The organism is Solibacillus sp. GQ1 (genome assembly GCF_059758555.1).
On record NZ_JCAXEX010000001.1, the window covers coordinates 1,723,955 to 1,744,881 of the forward strand.

The following is a 20,927-nucleotide window of genomic DNA, read 5'->3' on the forward strand; positions in this document are numbered from 1 at the left end:
TAATATGTTATTTATCCAACCAAATATCTTTTAAATAGCCGTATCCGTAGGAAGCATGTGGATATGAATCTCTGACATAAGGCTGTATCGGAGTCTTCGTATAATAAGTAGTGATTGGAATTGGATTGACTACATTTTCTAAAACATAGCGTTGAATATCATAGACATATTTTTTTCTTTCCTCTACATCCAGTATTGTTCTCTGTTCATCAAGCATTTTGTCTAATTCAGGGTCACTGATGTTATACCAGTTTCTGGAACCATTTGTGTGTAGTTGTGTACGAAGCCATTCATCCGGCTCCTGGAAATATGTTTGGTAGCCTACACCCATGTCATAATCGACATTCGGCCATTTTTCCGAAAAGTAAGCAGCATATTCAACCAACTCTATTTCGACATTAATACCCACGTTTCTTAAATCTTCCGCAACCCATTGTGCGACACGTACAAGTTGTTCTCCGTAGCCATTTGTTACCATCATGGTCGTATCAAAACCATTTGGATACCCAGCCTCTGCCAGTAGCTTTTTTGCCTCTTCTGGGTTATATGATAATAATTTTTCTCTCTCTTCTAAAGGTAAGGCCCAATCACCTAATGAAGGATTGACTGGTCCACTCGTTTCACCGCCGCCGTAGATAGCCTTAACCATTGATTTTCGGTCAACAGCCATACTAATGGCTTTCCGTACCCGTAAATCCGTAAAAGGTTCTCTTTCCATATTCATATACAACTGTTCCTGCGTAGCAAACAGAGCTTCAAAAATTTTGATATTTGGATTTGTTTTTTGTAATTGTGTTATTTCTTCAGGGGATAGTCCACCTATAGAATCTGCCTGACCTGTACGAAATGCTGCTATCCGTGAGCCCTGTTCCGGTACGACTTTATAAATAATTTCATCTAAATACGGTTTGCCTTCTTCATAATAATTCGGATTTTTTTTGTAAGTAGCCTGCACGTTATCTTCCCATTTTTCTAACACAAATGGACCTGTTCCAATGGCGTCAGTTGCTAAATCAACTTTCCCATCAATCGCTTCCTTAGGTAAAATCCACATGAAATGGTTTGCCATGAAATTTAAAAATGGAGCAAATGGCTGTTTTAATGTAAAGACTACTGTTTGATCCTCTTGCGCCACGATACTTTCTACTACAGATAATAATGCTGCTTGATGACCAGGCAAATTGATGATTCTTTCCATTGTCGATACAACGTCCTCTGCCGTTAACTGTCTGCCATTTACCGGCTCTACATCATGCCAATATGCCTCTCGAAGATGGAACGTATAAGTCTTTCCATCATCAGATACTTCCCAACGCTCTGCAAGATCCGGCACAACATTATAATCTGTATAAGCAGCATCCGGTCCTGTTTCATAAGTAACTAGCTTGTTATAAACTAATCCTGCAAGCATATGTGTATAAATTGATGACTGACGATGAGGATCGAGCATATCAGGATCTGCAGGTGTAAGAATGGTATAGGTTCCACCACTTTTCGGTGCGGTTGACCCACCTCCATCATTGTCATCTGGCTTTTCATCTGATGATTCGTTAGCGGAGCAAGCACTAATTACTAGTACTAATAATCCTAAAACGAACACATAGATTATGGATTTCAGTTTTTTATCCATAAGTATTTCCTCCTAAGGGAAAATTGTTATTAACTGCCTAAGACATTTTAGGATCAAGGAAATCCCGAAGTGCATCTCCAAATAAGTTAAATGCCAAAACTAGTATACATAAGGCTAAACCAGGGAAAAGCACGAGCCATGGTGCACTTTCCATGTATCTACTCGCATCACTCAACATTAACCCCCAGGATGGATTCGGTGGTGGAGTTCCTATTCCAAGAAAACTAAGTGATGCTTCAGCAATAATTGTTTGACCAAAAGCAAGACTTGCCATGACAATGATTGGTGCCATCATATTCGGCAATCCATGTCTCATAATGATTCGAAATGAACCTGCACCGACCGAACGAGACGCTTCTACATAATTAGATTCACGGATTCTCATCATTTCCCCTCGAACAATCCTAGCAAAACGAGGTATCTCGATAATCACCAAAGCTATAATTACATTCTGGATGGCAGGTCCCAATAAAGCCGCAATAAACAAAGCAAGAATTAAAGCTGGAATTGACATAATTGCATCCATTATTCTTTGAATTACTAAATCGATTACCCCACCAAAATATCCAGAAATCATTCCAATTAATGTTCCTAATACAATTGAAATAACAACTGTTACAATTCCAACAAGTAACGATATTTGTGAACCAAAAATTAGACGACTAAACACATCACGTCCTAAATCATCAGTGCCCATCACATGTTGTGAGTTTGGTGCTGCCAAAAATGCTGTACGATCTTGACTAATTGGGTCAAACGGTGCAATGAAAGGTGCAAATACAGCGACGGCGAAAACTAAAAGAATAATTAAAAGAGATATAAAGCCAATTTTTTGTGTTTGAATAAAGCGTTTACAATCCTCTTTAAATTTTTTCAAGTGTATGTTCCTGCTCGCCTTTATACTCTCTTTTGGCAACTCAGAGTCTATTTGTATTTGAGACAAATGAATCACTTCCTTTTCTTGAAACAAGAATATTGAGGCATTTTTTATTTAGTTCTAATTCGTGGATCTACCCAACCGTACATCACATCCACTATTAAATTTACTAATAAAAACATCGCTCCAAAGACCAGTACGGTTGACTGAACAACTGGATAATCTCTCACTAATACAGTTTCAAAAATCAAACTGCCTAGACCTGGGAGTGCAAAAATTGATTCCAGTACTACAGTTCCTCCAAGCAGATATCCAATTTGTAAACCAATTAAAGTAATAACCGAAATCAACGAGTTTCTAAGGGCATGTTTGAATATTACAACCGCTTCTTTCGCACCTTTTGCCCGCACCGTTCTGATAAACTCCGAATGCAGTACTTCAAGGACAGCCGATCTTGTCATACGAACAATACTGGCACTCAGTGTAATTGCTAGACAAATTGCGGGTAAGAACATTTGCTGTAGATTAACAATAGGATTTTCTGCGAATGATTGATAACCAAGTGGTGGAATCCAATTGAAAGACAGTGATAATACAGTTAATAAGATAAGTCCCAGCCAGAAGCTTGGAATAGATAATCCTCCAATTGAAATTACTTTTAAAAAATGATCTATAAATGTATTTTGTTTAACAGCGGAAATAACTCCAATCGGAATACCGATAATGATGGCTAAAACAATTGCCATTAGCGCTAGTTGTATAGTTACGGGAAGTCTGTCTAATATAATCTGGGATACTTCCTTACCTGACCAAAGAGAACTACCCAAATCTCCTTGAAGCGCATTTTTACCCCAATCTATTAGTTGACCGAAAACACTTTTATCTAGACCCATTTCAGCTTTCAATGCAGCCATTTGTTCAGTTGTTGCACCAGAGTTAGCCAACTGAAGGGTCACAACGTCACCAGGTACCGCTCTCATAATGATAAAAATGAAGGTTGTCATAATTAATAGTACGAATATCCCAAAAATTAAGCGCCTAACAATATAGTCAATCATATGTGTGACACCTCCTTATAGAAATGACAGGCAACAGTATGACCTTCTGTAATGTCCATTAGTTCAGGTTTTTCTATTTTACAAAGATCCATTGCAAAAGGACATCTCGTATGAAATTTACAGCCACTTGGAGGATTTGATGGACTTGGTACTTCACCACTTAGGATAATTCGATCTGGTTTAATATTCGGATTAGGATTTGGCACAGCGGAAATAAGTGCCTTTGAATATGGATGGAGCGGTTCTGTAAATAAAGTTTGTGAATCGGTCACTTCTACAATTTCTCCTAAATACATGACAGCTATTCTATCTGAAATATATTTGACTACCGTTAAATCATGAGAGATAAATAAATAAGATAACCCTAGTTTCAACTGAAGATCTTTTAATAAATTTAAAATTTGGGCTTGAACAGAAACATCTAATGCGGACACTGCCTCATCACAAATCAGAAGTTCTGGTTCAGTTGCCAAAGCTCTTGCTATACCAATTCTTTGCCTTTGACCTCCTGAAAATTGATGAGGAAATTTATTCATATCATTTTTAGATAGTCCTACGATTTCAAGCAGCTCTCCTACCCGTTGACGCTTTGAACTTCCTTTTGCTAGATTGTGCACTTCTAATGGTTCCCCAATAATATCGAGAATGGTCATCCTCGGATTTAGAGAACTATAAGGATCTTGAAAAACAAATTGAACCCGCTTCCTCAGAACTTTTTTCTCTTTTCTATTAATATTTGATAATTGTTTTCCATCAAAACTTACTTCCCCATCCGTTGAGTCAATAAGACCTGTTATTAATCTTCCAACAGTTGATTTACCACAGCCGGATTCACCTACAAGACCAAGAACTTCACCTTTGTGAATATTCAGTGTTACACCATCCACTGCCTTAACGTGTCCGATTGTTCTTGACAGTATTCCTTTTGTGATAGGAAAGTATTTTTTTAAGTCTGTTACTTCCAATAAATTCTTTTTACTGATTAAATGTTGATTGAGCTCAAAGACTGGCTCATTTTCTTCCGTTAAAATTGGCCCCTCCCAATTTCCTGTCAGGTTAGGATCTGCAATCCAACACTTGCTTTCTCGACCATTTGCTAATTTAAAAAATGGTGGTTCCTCACTTTTGCACTTATCAGTAGCAAAAGGACATCTTGGATGAAATCGGCAACCAGCTGGAATTTCTGTTAAACTTGGAACATTTCCTTTTATCGTGAGCAGTTTACGTTCTTTACTTGTATCAATTTTTGGAATACTTTTCATTAATGCTTCTGTATACGGGTGTTGAGGTTTATTAAACAAATCCTTCACATTCGACTGTTCTACAACCTGCCCCGCATAGACAACAACTACTTTATCCGCCATTTCCGCTACAACACCTAAATCATGTGTAACAAGGATAATCGCTGTTCCAAACTGGGTTTGCAAATCTTTCAGTAATTGCAGAATCTGTGCCTGGACAGTCACATCAAGAGCTGTTGTAGGTTCATCTGCAATAATTAAACTAGGTCTGCATGCAAGAGCTATGGCAATCATTACTCTTTGTCTTTGACCACCCGATAATTGATGTGGGTAGGCATTAATACGGCTCTCAGGGTCCGGAAGTCCAACTAACCTTAATAGTTCTAGTGCTCGTTCCTGCAATTCATTTTTACTAAGTGTTTCATGAATTTTAATCGTTTCGGTAATCTGATCACCGATTGTGTATACAGGGTCTAAGCATGTCATCGGATCCTGAAAAATCATGGCAATTTCATTTCCTCGAATTTTTCGAATTTCATCATTACTTATATCTTTTAAATTTAAATTATTAAACAGGATTTTCCCGGAAGTAACTTCTCCATTACTATCCAACAAACGTAAAATTGAAAGTGCCGATACGCTTTTACCAGAACCTGATTCACCTACGATTGCAACTGTTTCACCTTTAGCAATATTAAATGAAATACCATCAACAGCTTCTAGGTTACCTTTTCTTGTCTTAAAAACCGTCTGCATTTCCTCTACTTGGAGTAGTGTGTCATTTTTTCCTGTCATTCGAATGCCTCCTTTCAATTAAACTACTTATATTAATCTAATATCAGGTTAGCAAATTGTTCTCTCAGCTTAATTTTCATGATTTTCCCAACACCATTTTTCGGAAGTTCCTGAATGAATTCAATATGACGAGGTGTCTTATATTTAGCTAAATTTTGTTGGCAGTATCCGATTAATTCACTAGCACTTACTTCTGCATCGGGCTTTTTCACAATACAAGCAACAATTTCTTCACTCATTTTTTCGGAAGGAACACCAATCACCGCAGCTTCCAAAACAGCTTCATGTTTAACTAGCAATTCCTCTAAATCCCTCGGATAAATATTAAATCCGCCTCGAATAATTAAATCCTTTTTACGATCTACAATGTACAGATAGCCTTCATCATCCACTTTTGCCATATCCCCTGTATGAAGCCATCCATTTTGTAGTGCCTTTTTTGTTTCTTCTTCATTTTTAAAATAACCAGGCGTTACATTATCGCCTTGTACTAATAATTCGCCGACATCCCCAACTGGTACTTCATCCCCATCTTCATCCACGATTTTAATGTTTACACCTGGCATTGGTACTCCTACAGAACCTTCTTTAATCGGCATATCATTACGTTGTGTAGCAACTCCTGGCGATGCTTCAGAAAGTCCATACGCATCTCTTACCTCAGCCCCAAATTTTTCTTTAAACTTATGACGTAAGCTAACTGCTAGTGCAGCAGCCCCCGATCCAACTGTTTCTAAACTAGATAAGTCATATTTATAGGCATTCGGATGATAATACATCGCATGCACCATAGCCGGGACAGCAGCAAAGGATTTCACTTTAAATTTTTCAATAACCTTAAATACCTCTTCGGCATCGAATTTATCAAAAATAACAACTGAGCTACCTAGCAAAAACATACTGTTCATAATGCCAAAACCATAAATATGGGCTAGAGGAAGTACACCTAGAGTAGTACTTCTTATTTCGTCCTCCGCTCTAAGTTTTAATCCTGACATTGAATTTGAGTAGAGATTTCTATGCGTTAACATAACTCCCTTCGGTATACCTGTAGTGCCGGATGTATAAAGGATGACGGCAACATCTGATTCTTTTAACTCTAAAGGAGTATTTTCATAAACTGATATATTAGAAAGGGCTTTTTTCCATTCAATGATTTGAAACTCTTCCTGTATATCTTCCTCTCTTGGTTGATCAATGCAAATAATCTTCGGTTTAACAGATAAATCACTGGATGCATTTTTTAATTTTTGCAATAGAACAGATGATGTAATAATAACTTTTGCTTCAGAATTCTTTAAAATAAAGTTGATTTCATTTTCATGTAAAAGATACATAGCTGGTACAATGATGCCACCAACTCCTAATACTCCTTGGTAAGAGAAAATAACTTCGGGACAATTTGGCATACAAATTAACACCCGATCTCCTTTTTCCACTCCGAGAGAATGGACAAGACTAGAAACTTTCTTACAAATAATTTCCGTTTCAGTATTTGTATAAGTTTTATCATAGAAATACAGAAGGTTATACTCACCAAAATTCTCAATATTTCCACCCAATAATTCAGTTAGTAACATGTTACCCTCCTAACTTTTATTTACTATTTTCATAGTATTTTTCGCATTAAAGCGCTTACATTTTAAGACCAATAGTTCCGATTATGAGTTACTAGTATCTTTGTGTAGAGATATTTCAATTTTTTGTTGGTAAGTTATCAAAAATGCAATACCTAATAGAATTACTGTTATGACAGCAGAAGTTATAAATGGAGCCGATACGAGATATATGAATACCCAGCCCCCCCAAAGAGGTCCAAGTATTCTCCCTAAACTATCCATTGATTCTTGGAGGCCTAATGTAATACCTCGCCCCATCTCAGTACGTTTTGATAACATCGCTATAGTAGTCGGCCGAACCAATGATTGCCCAAAACCAGTAAAAACACATCCTAAAATTGCTACCCATATTAATGGCGCAAAACTAATTAAACAATAGCCAATTGCCGTAAAGGATAAGCCAATTTTTGTAATCGTATCTTCATCCCATAATTCATAACATTTTTTTAGTAAAAAGAATTGTACCAAGACAGAAGTTCCAGCTTGTGCGCTAAAGGCCATACTTACAAAGATTGGGGTAGCTTCAAATTTTGCTATTAGATAATATCCAAGTAGACCGAAAAAACTCGAAGCTGCAATGGACAATCCAAGTATGATCATATAATGATTCCAATATCCGTTTTTCGTAACCATTGTAATAGATTTCCAAAAGGAAACTGTTTCATTATTGCCTGCAAAAGTATTCTGAGTTTCTTTATTATCATTATTTATCGAATCTCGGATGTAAAAATGGGCAAAAGGTAGAGTTATTAAAGCTAGTGATCCTGCAATAATAAAAGGTACTACGACTCCAAAGGGAGAAAATAACCCTCCAATAGCTGGACCACACAAAAAGCCAAGTCCATTCACTGCTCCCATTTTCGCGATGGTTTGATTTCTAAACTCTTTTCTAGTGTGATCAGCTACCATCGAAAAAGCTGCAGTTTGAGTACCAGACGATATTGCTGCACCAATTAATCGAACTAAAAGCAATTGCCAATAATTTTGAGCCAAAATTAGTAAAAGGAAAGCTACACCAAAGCCAAATACGCCAATCATTAGAACGGGTTTTCTCCCTATTTTGTCAGCTAAACGACCCCATATCGGTGCAGTAATTAACTGGGAAACTGCCCAAATTATGATTAACGATGACATTTGAACTGATGAAAGCCCCAAATCATCTGCTAAGAATGGTAATGTAGGAAGTACTATTCCATAACCTGTCATCGTTAAAAACATTATGAATCCTAGTAGAAAGAACGCCTTCCTTTCCATCATCTATATTCATCTTCTTTCAATTTAATTGAAAAGCGGGGAACGCTCGCTTAGCCCTGACACAAGTTGGAGACTCTGACATGGAGGCGGTTTTGCCTCCATCGGAAGAGCCGAAGCGCAAGGCGGTGCTGGCATTTACTTTAATCTGAAAATATAGTAATGATAATTGTTATTCTACCCACACTATTTCGGATTAAATTTTTGATTTGGCAAACTAACTATTCATCTAGAACCACACTTATTAACTAACCGGTTAGTATTACTACCGCATAATAACTGACTAGTTAGTATGTTAAAGAAATATATGAGTAGAAGCTGCCTTAATTAAAGTAACTCTCCAACTTTTGCATGACCTTTCAATAAATTTCTTGCAATCGTTCTGCGCTGAATCTCATCTGTTCCCTCGAAAATTCGGTATAATCTTAATTCTCTATACCAGCGTTCAATCGGTAATTCCTTTGTATATCCCATTCCACCATGGATCTGAAGAACACGATCGACCACTTGATTTGCCATAATTGCGCCATTTAGTTTTGCCATAGATGATTGATGACGTGGATCCATACCATTTTCAGCCATCCACGCAGCTCTAAATACGATCCATTTTGCTGCTTCAATTTCAACTGCTGAATCTGCAATCATCCATTGGATTGCTTGACGTTCTGCTATAGGTTTACCAAAAGTAACTCGTGTTTTTGAATAGTCGATGGCCATTTGCAATAAGCGTTCTGCAGCACCGATTGCACCCGCAGGAATCATATATCTCCCTTGGCCTATCCACTGCATACCTAAATTAAAACCTTGACCCAGTTCTCCTAAAATATTTTCTTCAGGAACACGAACGTTATCAAATACTAATGTTGCTGGTCCCCATTCGCCCATTGTGTAAATATATTCCGACTTCCAACCCATTTCTTTATCTACAAGGAAACAAGTTACTCCGCCATTCGCACCTTTTTCTTTATCTGTCACTGCAAATACCATGGCAAAGTCTGCTTCATTTCCATTTGTAATAAATACTTTCTCACCATTTAACACCCAATGGTCACCATCTTTAACCGCTCTCATTTGAATACCTCTTGCATCTGATCCCGCATCAGGTTCGGTTAAAGCAAAGCAAGAACGTCTTTCTCCATTAATAGTAGGGATTAAATATTTCTGTTTCTGTTCCTCGTTACCTAAATAAAGGATATTATCAGCAGAACCACCAAAGTTAAACGGTACAAAAGTTCTTCCTAATTCCATTGCAATTAACACTGACATAATTGGCCCTAAATTTGCCCCACCGTATTCCTCAGGCGTATTAATACCCCAAAATCCAATTGCCTTTGCCTTTTCTCTTAATTCTTTTATTTTTTCATTAGAGATACCAGGTCTGCCTTCCCTTTCATTTTTTAATACTTCTTGCTCCAAAGGCTTCAGTTCTTTATTCACAAAATCTCTTACTGTTTTTTGAATCATTTTTTGTTCATCATTTAGCGTAAAATCCATTAATAACATCTCCTTGTAAATGAAATTATTTGAGTACGAAATTGTTAAATAATATTCACAATTTTATAGAATACTCAGTTACAACACGTTATGAATCTAACGGTTTATATATGCGAGAAATTTTAAAGCGCTTTCATTTTAAAAACTGGACTTTTAATAAAAAAAAGAAACCCAAAAGAATGAAAACTTCCGGGTTTCTTAAAGATTTCGTATCAAATTATTTTTGTTCGAAGCGTAGAAAATTTGCTCTTTAAATGCGTAAATATTTATTTAAACTTCACAATCCAAGGTAATGTATCTTCACCAAAATCCGTCATTGTGTATAAATAATTTTCCTTTTGCCATTTCGCCATTGTGCCTGTTTGTTCGGCATCTACATGTAAATAACCATAATCTTTTGGTACCGGAAGCATATTCGTTTCTAAAAATTCGACTGTTTCCTTTGCTGTGAGCAAGCTTTCCTCAGCTTTTTCCGTCAATGACCGTGCAATAATTGCCCAGCGCCCTTCATTCCAACTAGTAAATTGAGAGCCAGCTCCCGCATCCTGGTAACCTGTAATTCCATATCCTAAATCGACAGCTTGTCCACTATCGAAAACGGTTTGATCAATCTCATCACTCGCCAAATCCTTTGAATCGTAATTGGTAATTGTTAATTGACCGATGTAAGTCCCATCTTGTTTAATCGCCTTATCGTTTATCGCCATTTTAGAGGGCGTTTCATAGAAATTTAATGTTATGGTATCACTATCAGTCGTTGTTATCGCTGTTAAATAGCTGCCCTTTGAAACAGGAAAATCAGTTGGTATATCGACATCCCAATTGCTCGGAATAATACTTTGAAAATCTTCAGTTGTTGAAGAAACTTCTGTCGGTTGACTCGAACCCGACTCATCCTTACTCGGAGAATTTGTTGTATCTACTTCACTAGACTTTGTATCTGTTGCAGAATCCTGATCGGCTGTTGTGCTATTATTCGTTTCTTCACATGCTGCAAGAAGAAAAATGCTTAATATAAATGGTACATATTTTTTCAAGATCTCACTCCTCAAGTTTGGCTTGTATAAATTATCATACATATTTTAAAATACATGTTCAAATGATGGATAGCACTTCACCCGTACTGAGTTGTGTGTGTAATGATACACTTATTCGTTTAACTTTTACGTTGAACGGAACTGTTAATTACAATGCTAAATTAAATAGTTTAAATAATCTGCAATTATTTTCCTGAACTTAATATACTAGTACTAGTTCCTATTACTCAAAAGGATGTGATTTATTATTTGATTCATAAATTAAGAAAAAAGTTTATACATTATCTATAATTTTACTAAATTCTAAAAAAAGAAGGGTTATAGATGCATTCCTTAACTGAAGCATATGAATTATTGCTTAAAAAAATAAAATGGAATACGGCAACCATCGGAGTTATTGGCCTAGGCTATGTCGGGTTACCCCTAGCAATGCAAATTGCAAATAACAAATTTAAAGTAATAGGATTTGAAAAGGATTTAAATAAACTTAAAGCGATCGAAAATAAAGTCTGTTACATACAGGATGTTAATGCAGAACAATTTCTAACGAGTATTCATAATAAGTATTTTGTTGCAACGGATGATTTTCATCTATTACAAGTAGCTGACATTATTATCATTTGTGTACCAACTCCGACAGACAAAAGTGGAAATCCAGATTTAATTTATGTTTTGCAGGCGATCACTGCTATTGCAGAGCATGCTTCAGAAAATTGTTTAGTAATATTAGAGAGTACGACCTATCCAGGAACTACTCAAGAAGTGCTGCTACCCATTTTAGATAAAGCAAACTTTAAAATTGGAGTGTCATGCTTCATCGCTTTTTCTCCTGAGCGAATTGACCCTGGTAATCCACAGTATAAAACCTTTAACACACCGAGGATTGTCGGAGGCGTCACACAAAATTGTACAGAATTAGCCAAATCTTTTTATAAACAAGTATTAGAAAGTGAAGTATATAGTGTTTCTAGCCCAGCAGTTGCAGAAATGGAAAAACTTTTAGAAAACACATTCCGGAATGTAAACATAGCCCTAGTAAATGAACTAACAATGCTTTGCCATAAATTAAACATTAATGTATGGGAAGTTATTGATGCAGCAGCAACAAAACCGTATGGATATATGGCTTTTTATCCCGGACCCGGTGTTGGAGGACACTGCATACCAATTGATCCTAAATATTTAGTATGGAAAGCAAAACAAGTTTCCATAGATATGCCATTAATTCAATGTGCCGATGAAATAAATAATCGAATGCCGAAATATATTGTAGACCGCTTGAATCACTATCTAGAAGACGGTCAGCAACGAATTAAACCGCCGCATATTACGGTTATTGGATTAGCTTACAAAAAAAATATTGATGATTACCGTGAATCACCTACTTTATCTATTCTTACTGACATTAATAAATTACATTATCATTGGAGCGTCGTTGATCCTAATATATGTACGTTCAGCTTTTCACATCAAACTTATAATACCGTTCCGCTTACTGAACTATTAATATCCTCATCCGATTGTGTATTAATCTTAACCAACCATGACAATATTGATTATCAAATGATTGATAAGCATGCAAAATGCATTTTTGATACGAGAAACACGGACTATCCTTTTACAAATTCACGTTATTATCGACTGTAATAATTAAAAGGAGTTCGATATGACTTATAAATTATTTTCTCTTAGTATTTTGTTGATTTTTCTAGTACTATTAAGCGCTTGTACAACCAAACAAGCGATTGATAGTTATACAATAAATTCCCCATACAAACTAGAAATAAAAGAACATAACAGTCAAATGAGCCCTATTCTAAAACAAGTAGCAACTACTCAACCTGTTGTGGCGCTTTCTTTTAATGGTTTAGCGGATAAAGAGTCTACTCTTCGTTTATTGGATGAATTAGATCGTTTAAAAATAAATGCTACCTTCTTCCTTCCAGGCATGAGAGTGGCAGAAGAACCTGAACTCGCTTTAGAAATAAAACAACGCGGTCATGAAATTCAAAATAATACACTGAATTATGAGTTAATGTCAGATAAAAACTATGAACAAACATATGTTGAAATTGAATTATCAAATCAAATTTTAGAGAAGGAGTTAGGAATAAAACCTACTCTTGTTAGAAGTCGTTCAGGTGATTACACAGATAAGATGCGTCTTGTAACTTCACAACTTGGGATGAGTGCAGTCGTAAGCTACTCTATTAACCTTACAAACAATAACGAACAGGTTAATACGACGGATTTAGATAAGCTAATATCACGCGGAGCGATTATTCATTTAAACTCATATTTAAATGAAGAAATAATTAATTCATTGGAAGAAATCAATAAAATCGCAAAAGAAAATAGATTGACTCTTACAACTATATCCGAAGTATTGAACAACAGTTATACTAAACTTCCGCTAGAGAAAATTGAAATTCTTCATCCAATTCAGTTCAACTCTAATTTCGTAAATGCTAAACCAGATATTTTTTTAAGCAATACTGATTCAAAGAAAGAAGTGGCTCTTACCTTTGATGATTGGGCTAGCGATATTCAAATTACTAAAGTGCTGGATGTTTTAGATAACTATAATATTAAATCAACGTTCTTCTTAATTGGAAAAGGCGTCGAGAAAAATCCCAATTTAGCGAAATTAATTATTGAACGAGGTCATGAAATCGCAAACCATTCCTATAACCACTTAGAAGTTACAGCATTGTCACCGAATGATTTACAACAAGATATTTTAAGGGCCCATAAAGTAATAACCGAAGCTATACAGCAAGAACCATTACCGTATTTCAGACCTCCAAAGGGTGTCATAGATGAGGAATCTGCAAAAGTAATCACTTCGATGGGAATTCAAACAATTGTACTTTATGATGTGGCTTCTTATGACTGGGATCTTTCCTTTAATGAATTTGATATCTATAGACGTGTTACCGAAAGAACAAATCCTGGTAGTGTCATTAATATGCATATTCTAGACAATACAAAAACCGTAGAGGCTTTACCCTTAATTATTGAAAAATTACAATCAGAAGGTTATACATTCATCAAACTGTCTGAATGGATTGAGCTGAATGGTATAGATCAGTAAAGGAGAAGACCTACGTGAAGAAAGTAAAAGAAAAATTAATGGAACCTGTAGAAGACCGTCATATACTATCTAATTTACAAATTCCAAATGGTTTACATACTAACATTGAACAAAGAGGCCTACCCCACCTTCCAAACAACTTCAATCCATTAGATTCTAACCACAAACAGAAATACCAACTACTCCGAAAACGTTACAGAAGTGAATTTGATGTACTCCTGATTAAGGATAATCATGAGAAACCTTCTAAGGAAATATTTCGCAGTGAAAATATTTCAATTACCGGTATATTGATTAAATCAAATGAATCTCAAAACTTGCATATTGGTGAGGAAGTAACGATAAGATTTAAAATTCCGGAAGGTGCAATGCCTGAGGGATTTGAATCGAAAATCAATATAAAAGCAAAAATTATACGTGTTCATTCCGAAGAAAATTATCAAGGCATTTCCTATTATTTTGCTCTTCAATTCCTTAAACCATTAGATTCTTATTTGAAGATAAGGCGGTGGAGATTAGCAGCAATAATTGCAAGTATTCTATTATTATTTATTTTCTTTGTAGTTTTGTTGATGCGTGCTGAAAGTATTATTTATTTCCAATTTAATAAAACCCTTTACCTTTACAGCATTATTGCAGCATCACTTTTATTGAGTCGGTATTTTTTCAGTATATTCTATCGAAACGTTAAAATAAATCCTCTTTTTGAACCTGGAGTTTCTATAATAATCCCTGTATTCAATGAAGAAGAATGGATTCATCGTACAATCTTAACTGCTATTAATCAGGACTATCCGATAGATAAACTGGAAGTCATCGTTATTGACGATCACTCTACCGATAAAACTGTAGAAAATATAAAAAAAATGGTACATAAAATCTATTCAGAAGGCGAACAGTTTCATACAAAGAATAGACTGAAGTATCATGTACTATCTAAAAATTGCGGTAAACGTATAGCTTTGATCACCGGTGTAAAAATGGCCAAATTTGAATTAGTAGTTTTTGTGGATTCTGATAGTTTTTTAGAACCAACCGCAATTCGCAACATTGTGCAACCTTTCCAAGATCCAAAAATAGGTGGAATTTCCGGGCGAACAGAAGTTGAAAACAAATTTACTAATACATTAACCAAATTACAGGCTGTACGTTACTATATTGCATTTCGAATTATGAAAGCAGCGGAGTCTATCTTTGATAGTGTGACTTGTTTATCAGGTCCCTTATCTTGCTACCGAAAAGATCTCGTTCTAGAAAATTCACAAGCTTGGATTACTCAGAAATTTTTAGGCCAACCAGCTACATTTGGTGACGATCGAAGTATGACCAATTTCATTTTAAAAACACATCGAACTGGTTATCAAGATAATGCTATTTGCTCAACAATTGTTCCTTCAAAAACAAGAATATTTTTAAAACAGCAAATGCGTTGGAAACGCTCATGGCTCCGTGAATCATTGCGCGCTACAGGATTTATATGGAAGAAGGAACCCTTAATGTCCCTCTTTTTCTTGGCAGGATTAATAGTACCTATTGCTGCGCCTATTGTGGTTTTTTATAATCTTCTATATGTCCCCATCTTTCTTCATATTTTTCCTGCAACATTTTTAATGGGTCTACTTCTAATGGCTATGTTATTGAGTTTTACTCATTTATTATTCCGCGGTAGTAATCTTTGGACCTATGGATTTATATTTGTTCTTTTCTATGAATGTATTTTATTGTGGCAAATGCCAATTGCCTGGTTTACTTTCTGGAAATCTGAATGGGGTACTCGTGATACTCCTCAGGATATTAAGGCACATGAAAGGAAAAAGAAAAGACAATCTAAAAAATCTTCATAAGTTAATTTAATAAAATAATGAGGTTAGAGAAAATGAGTAAAAATATATTCCGTACTCTGCTCGATGATCAAAAAAAAGAAACAAGAAAAATTATTCGTTCAGTTATACAGGTAATTCTCCTCATATTCTTATTTATAATTGTTGTAAAGGAATTGTTTCTCTTTAAGAAATACGAAGAAATAAATTGGAGTTCAAGTGAAGATAATGGTTTTATCGCTCTCTCGTATTTTGGAATTGATCGAACCGGTTCATCAAAATACATTTCAAAAGGAAATCTGGAAAAACAACTTACTACCTTGCATAAACAAGGTTTTATTACATTAAGTCAACAAGATATTATTAACTATTATAATAATGGAAAGCAATTACCTGAAAAATCCTTATATCTTTCTTTCGAAGATGGACGTACAGATTCAGCTATCTTTTCTCAAAATATATTGGAAAAATTGAATTACAAAGCAACGATGTTTACGTACTCGAATAAAATGGGTGTGAACGATAAAAAGTTTTTACAGCCAAAAGATTTATCTAAATTAGAATCCAGTGGTTATTGGGAAATAGGTTCAAATGGGCATCGATTAACTTATATTAATGTATTTGATTCGAATGGAAACCCATTAGGGATTATCGATGAAAACGAAATACCTGAGAAAACCAAACTAGAATACTATAATCACTATTTAATGGATTTTATACGGGATGAATTTATGATCCCATATGAAAATCGAAATAAGATGGAAAAAAGGATTAGGAATGAATATTCAACCATGAATGAAATCTACCAATCCACATTAGGTTTCACTCCGAGAGCATATGCAATTATGCACGCGAATTCTTTATATCAAGATATGAATAATTTAGTTGAAGAAGTAAATGACCGGGAAATTCGCGCTACTTTTCAAATGCATTTTAATTTAGAGGGCAATGCTTACAATGGAAAAGAAACCGATCATTATAACTTATCTAGATTGCAAGTATCTCCCTATTGGTCGATGAATCATTTATTAATGAAAATTCAAAAAGATACTCAACAACCAATAGAATTTGAGATTGGTGAAAAAGAAAAAGCAAAGGATTGGAAACTCGCTCGCGGGGCGGTAGAATTTTCCGGAAATCAAATTATTTTAACTTCACTACCATCTGAAGAAGGATTAATCTTAATAAAAAAAGATCTACCTAGAAATTATGATTTAAGTGTTACGCTTAAAGGTAATGTAATAGGTGAACAGAATATTTATATGCGTTACGACAAAACAAATAACACTTATTTGAAACTTTCGTTACACAACAACAAACTGGTCCTCATTGAAAAGTTAAATAATCAGGAGGAAAAACAGCTTGCTCAATATAATCTTGATGATGTAATTTGGGATGGAGAAGATTATGCCTTTAACAAAGCAACCATATATTCCTATATGGACACTCAGACAGGAACACAAAAGATTGAAAGTGAATATCCCCGAATGATACCTGGAAATCGACAATTAAATATAACTCTGGAAAAAAATCAACTTCATATTCTTGTTGATAACAGTGTCATTAATAAAACAATCAATTTTGATTCAACTCATACTTCAAATAATATTGCACTAGGTTCCTTATACGTTGAAAAAAAGCCTACTTACGAACAATACGCAGATGGAATTTATGATGCAGTTTTTGAAGATTTAATTATTACATCAGACAGTTCCACTATTTACAACATTGCTTATAATAGGGGTGAAAAAATCCTAAATAAAATAGTTAAGGCTTTTGATACGGTTGTGGATTTCTTTATTAAAAATTTTTAAAGTATATTGAAAGCTATTCGAAATATAGTAATTTATTTATATTAACTTTGGTGTATTCGATTAAATAAATTAAAGTCTCAAAAAAAGCGCTGATTCCAATACAGAATCGCGCTGTCTTTATATTGTTAGGCCTAGTGAAATTACGGGTGCTATACTCGAGTAAAATCAAGATATCTTGTTCCTTGGAAAGTTAACTTGCCAATATCCCCTTCTGCAAGCATACCGTACTCCTTCCCTGAAACATGAAACTCTGATCGGTCACCACTCTCGAACTCAAATGTAATAAAGTACTTTGTAGATGTACTGTGCGAGTGGTGATTATTATCATGATGGTGATGGGTATTTCTCGTTACATTTGTTCGTTTACCTTTTACGATGGCTGGAATTGTTAGGCGGGGTGAGTTCTCATTTTTCTTCCATTGCTTGAATCCACTGAATAGACCCCCAATTATTGAGATAAATATGATAATAAAAATAAGTGCGATAAATATTGGTCCGAAGTTGAATAACCAATCCCCACTTCCTGGCATGTCATACATGAAATCCCCCCTTACTATGATATTTAAATTATACGGATAAAATGGAAGAAAGTTTCAGATTGATGATTGAATCCCCGGCAACTTTACTTCACCATAAATTCAATAATTAAAAACGGGCGCTGATTCTTATTAAAGAATCGCACCCGCGCACCTATACACTATGGAATTGAAGAACATCATACTAATGAAAACGACACAACTGGTTCATATTTCGGTGTATTTTCCACATTTGATTTATATAGGACGATTTCATTTACTTCAAAAGATAAAGGCTTTTCTTTAAATGGGTTTTGTGTGGCTAAGTTGTCCACTATGAAATCTTCATTAGCTCCCCATTTTCGGGCCAATGTAATATGCGGATGATAAGGGCGTGTTTCTAACTTAAAACCTTCATCTAGACAAGTTTGATGAACAATTTCCTGAATTTTATATAAAGCATCTGATTCACTCACTGCCCCCCAAAATATACGAGGTGATTTTTGAGCTCCAAACACACCCAATCCTTTGATATCTAATTTAAAAGTTTTTTGATTCTCTATGGCATCCCCAACCGATTCAATAACGGATGTTAGTTGCTTTGGTTTTACAGTACCAAGGAATGCAAGCGTTATATGATAATCATTTAAATCCACCCATCGCTTAAACTGGAATTTTGGTTTAATTCGTGTCAGTTCCTCATAAATGGATTGTTTTACCTCATCCGGAATCCGAACCGCCCAAAAGTAGTGCGCCACTCTCTCCATATTCTTCACCTCTTCTATAACAGAATTGACATTATTAAAAAAACTAATACAAATACAATGATGATATGTAATTATATATCCAAAAGATATCCAAAATCATTTATAAACTTGTCCGAAGAAAAGTAGAAATTAACAAAAATAAGCGCAGACCCTTGTACAGAATTGCGCTCATACTAGCAGATACTGGCTTCGATCACCTCAATTTCACCATTTTGATTTACGCTGTCTACCCCACGTTCACAGTTGCCTTTTATTTCCCACTCAATGTAGTATTTATTATTTTTTAATTTAACAGATATTATTTCAGTTTTACCATTTTGATTTACGCTGTCTACCCCACGTTCACAGTTGCCTTTTATTTCCCACTCAATGTAGTATTTATTATTTTTTAATTTAACAGATATTATTTCAGTTTTACCATTATGGTTATAGTGATTATCTAAGACCAATAGTTCTGCTTCATCTTCTGTTATGACATTTTGAATAGATGAACAGCCTGCCAATACTAAGACTGCAATTAATAGATGACGTTCAAAATATATTTTCACCGCTTTATGATTTTGTTTCATTCCTTACCCCTTTTTTATATTTCACATAGATTTATGTAGGTCCTAAAAAAATAAAGCGTTCTTTTTATTAAACTACGTCTGCTAATTTTTACATATGTAAAGATTCATTAAATCCGTTTCGAATAAAAAATCATCGTTAGAGGAATTGAGGTAACCATAATACAAAATAAAATTGTTAAAACTTCTGATGCAGTTAGAGTTTTAGCTAATGTAATAAATAGCAGTGTGATAGTTGCAAACAGCGTAAAATAGTTTGCTGTCATACTTTTACCTATAATTTCTTTTGTACGCTCATCTTTCGGAAACAAATGTGGCGATAAATAAGCCATCATTAATGAACTAGTTCCCAAGAAAAAGGTCATCATGCCTACTGGAAAATCGCCATTTGCAATATATGGGTAATTAATATATATACTTAATGGAATTATAATAATAGCTAAAAATAAATACCCCAGTTGATTTTTCCGAGCTTCTTTCATTCAATTTCCCCCTCATAAATAAATATATCTTCAATCTTACAATTAAAAATTTCTGCCAATTTAAATGCTAAAATTATCGACGGATTATATTTTTCTTTTTCCAGCGAAATAATAGTTTGTCTAGAGACAGAAAGTTTTTCTGCCAACTGGTCTTGTGTCATACTGCGCTGAGCCCGTAAAACCTTAATTTTGTTTTTAATAATAAATCCTCCTAATATGTAAAGTAAGTTTTACTTAAAGTAAAGTTTACTTTACACATTATCAAATTGCAAGTCACCAAAAAGTTATTTCTTCCAATTTCAACTTCAAAATAAAAACAAGCGCCGATTCTTAAAACAGAATCGCGCTCGCTTGGCTTCATATCAACCATCTACATATTTTATTCATGATTTTATTTCGTGAAACTGACGATGAAGTTGATGGACTTCCTCCGCTAACTCAGGAACAGGACCATCTATAATTGCATCATTAATAACTTCTTGAATAGACAAATTGCGTACACGGGAAGGAGCTTGGCCGAATTCTGCTAGCCACTTTGCTAACTGTTTAGATGAACTTGCATATACAATCCGCCCTAAACCTACCCAACCATGAGCAGCGGCGCACATTGGACAATGTTCCCCGGAAGTATATACTGTCGCATTGCTTCTTTCTTCAGGTTCCATATTATTTGCTGCCCATCGCGCTATCGCAAACTCGGGATGCTGTGTATGGTCACCGCCTGCCACATGATTATGATCCTCAAAAAGCACTTCTCCCCCAGCGGAAACAAGTACTGATCCAAATGGCTCGTCACCTTTCTCTAAGGCAGTTTTTGCCAATTCTACACAACGTTGTAAGTGCTTTAAATCTAAATTATTTATCATA

18 protein-coding genes are annotated in these 20,927 nt (G+C 35.1%); 4 read left to right on the forward strand and 14 right to left on the reverse strand.

All coding sequences use genetic code 11. The annotated features are described in order from the left end of the window. Positions 1-7: 7 nt before the first annotated feature. From AC6CH1_RS08730 to AC6CH1_RS08765, 8 genes are all read right to left on the reverse strand, one after another. Complete coding sequence (locus tag AC6CH1_RS08730) at positions 8-1,630, reverse strand: ABC transporter substrate-binding protein (RefSeq protein WP_498317144.1); 1,623 nt, start codon at positions 1,628-1,630, stop codon at positions 8-10. A gap of 37 nt (positions 1,631-1,667) precedes the next feature. Continuing rightward, a complete protein-coding gene (locus AC6CH1_RS08735) occupies positions 1,668-2,507 on the reverse strand; it encodes an ABC transporter permease (RefSeq protein WP_082990822.1) in 840 nt (279 codons plus the stop codon). A 110-nt stretch (positions 2,508-2,617) separates the two neighbouring features. After that, complete coding sequence (locus tag AC6CH1_RS08740; RefSeq protein WP_340718564.1) at positions 2,618-3,565, reverse strand: ABC transporter permease; 948 nt, start codon at positions 3,563-3,565, stop codon at positions 2,618-2,620. Continuing rightward, positions 3,562-5,601 (reverse strand): ABC transporter ATP-binding protein, encoded by a 2,040-nt coding sequence (locus AC6CH1_RS08745; protein WP_340718565.1) that lies wholly within the window; start codon positions 5,599-5,601, stop codon positions 3,562-3,564. Before AC6CH1_RS08745 ends, AC6CH1_RS08740 begins: the two co-directional genes overlap by 4 nt. 32 nt (positions 5,602-5,633) lie before the next feature. Continuing rightward, entirely contained in the window at positions 5,634-7,181 is a 1,548-nt protein-coding gene (locus AC6CH1_RS08750) for a class I adenylate-forming enzyme family protein (protein ID WP_340718566.1), read from the reverse strand. An 81-nt stretch (positions 7,182-7,262) separates the two neighbouring features. Further along, a complete protein-coding gene (locus AC6CH1_RS08755; RefSeq protein ID WP_340718567.1) occupies positions 7,263-8,477 on the reverse strand; it encodes an MFS transporter in 1,215 nt (404 codons plus the stop codon). 321 nt (positions 8,478-8,798) lie between these two features. Then, entirely contained in the window at positions 8,799-9,965 is a 1,167-nt protein-coding gene (locus AC6CH1_RS08760) for an acyl-CoA dehydrogenase family protein (RefSeq protein WP_008404007.1), read from the reverse strand. A 266-nt stretch (positions 9,966-10,231) separates the two neighbouring features. After that, positions 10,232-11,002, reverse strand: coding sequence for a hypothetical protein (locus AC6CH1_RS08765; RefSeq protein ID WP_340718568.1), 771 nt, complete (start codon positions 11,000-11,002; stop codon positions 10,232-10,234). A 324-nt stretch (positions 11,003-11,326) separates the two neighbouring features. Here AC6CH1_RS08765 and AC6CH1_RS08770 point away from each other — a divergent pair, with 324 nt between their 5' ends. The 4 genes from AC6CH1_RS08770 to AC6CH1_RS08785 are packed head-to-tail and all read left to right on the forward strand — an operon-like array spanning position 11,327 to position 17,730. Next, positions 11,327-12,649, forward strand: coding sequence for a nucleotide sugar dehydrogenase (locus tag AC6CH1_RS08770; protein WP_498317147.1), 1,323 nt, complete (start codon positions 11,327-11,329; stop codon positions 12,647-12,649). Between the two features lie 19 nt (positions 12,650-12,668). Further along, entirely contained in the window at positions 12,669-14,096 is a 1,428-nt protein-coding gene (locus AC6CH1_RS08775; RefSeq protein WP_340718570.1) for a polysaccharide deacetylase family protein, read from the forward strand. A 38-nt stretch (positions 14,097-14,134) separates the two neighbouring features. Then, positions 14,135-15,940, forward strand: a complete 1,806-nt coding sequence (locus AC6CH1_RS08780; protein WP_498317762.1) for a glycosyltransferase — start codon at positions 14,135-14,137, stop codon at positions 15,938-15,940. 32 nt (positions 15,941-15,972) lie between these two features. Further along, on the forward strand, positions 15,973-17,730 hold the full coding sequence (locus AC6CH1_RS08785; RefSeq protein WP_498317148.1) for a polysaccharide deacetylase family protein: 1,758 nt from the start codon (positions 15,973-15,975) through the stop codon (positions 17,728-17,730). Between the two features lie 149 nt (positions 17,731-17,879). Here AC6CH1_RS08785 and AC6CH1_RS08790 read toward each other — a convergent pair whose 3' ends face one another. The 6 genes from AC6CH1_RS08790 to AC6CH1_RS08815 all read right to left on the reverse strand — a co-directional run bounded on the left by AC6CH1_RS08790 (position 17,880) and on the right by AC6CH1_RS08815 (position 20,926). After that, a complete protein-coding gene (locus tag AC6CH1_RS08790) occupies positions 17,880-18,269 on the reverse strand; it encodes a DUF2500 domain-containing protein (protein WP_340718572.1) in 390 nt (129 codons plus the stop codon). A gap of 176 nt (positions 18,270-18,445) precedes the next feature. Beyond that, positions 18,446-19,012: an RNA 2',3'-cyclic phosphodiesterase gene (gene thpR, locus AC6CH1_RS08795; protein WP_498317150.1), complete on the reverse strand. Its 567-nt coding sequence runs from the start codon at positions 19,010-19,012 to the stop codon at positions 18,446-18,448. Positions 19,013-19,185: 173 nt separating this feature from the next. Next, the gene (locus AC6CH1_RS08800; protein WP_498317152.1) at positions 19,186-19,581 is read right to left on the reverse strand and encodes a hypothetical protein; all 396 of its coding nucleotides are present in this window, start codon (positions 19,579-19,581) and stop codon (positions 19,186-19,188) included. A 107-nt stretch (positions 19,582-19,688) separates the two neighbouring features. Further along, positions 19,689-20,060, reverse strand: a complete 372-nt coding sequence (locus AC6CH1_RS08805) for a hypothetical protein (RefSeq protein WP_340718575.1) — start codon at positions 20,058-20,060, stop codon at positions 19,689-19,691. Beyond that, a complete protein-coding gene (locus AC6CH1_RS08810) occupies positions 20,057-20,278 on the reverse strand; it encodes a helix-turn-helix transcriptional regulator (RefSeq protein WP_498317764.1) in 222 nt (73 codons plus the stop codon). Before AC6CH1_RS08810 ends, AC6CH1_RS08805 begins: the two co-directional genes overlap by 4 nt. A 165-nt stretch (positions 20,279-20,443) precedes the next feature. Next, positions 20,444-20,926 carry a nucleoside deaminase gene (locus tag AC6CH1_RS08815; RefSeq protein WP_498317153.1) on the reverse strand — a complete coding sequence of 161 codons (483 nt, stop codon included), beginning with the start codon at positions 20,924-20,926 and terminating at the stop codon, positions 20,444-20,446. Position 20,927 lies beyond the last annotated feature (1 nt).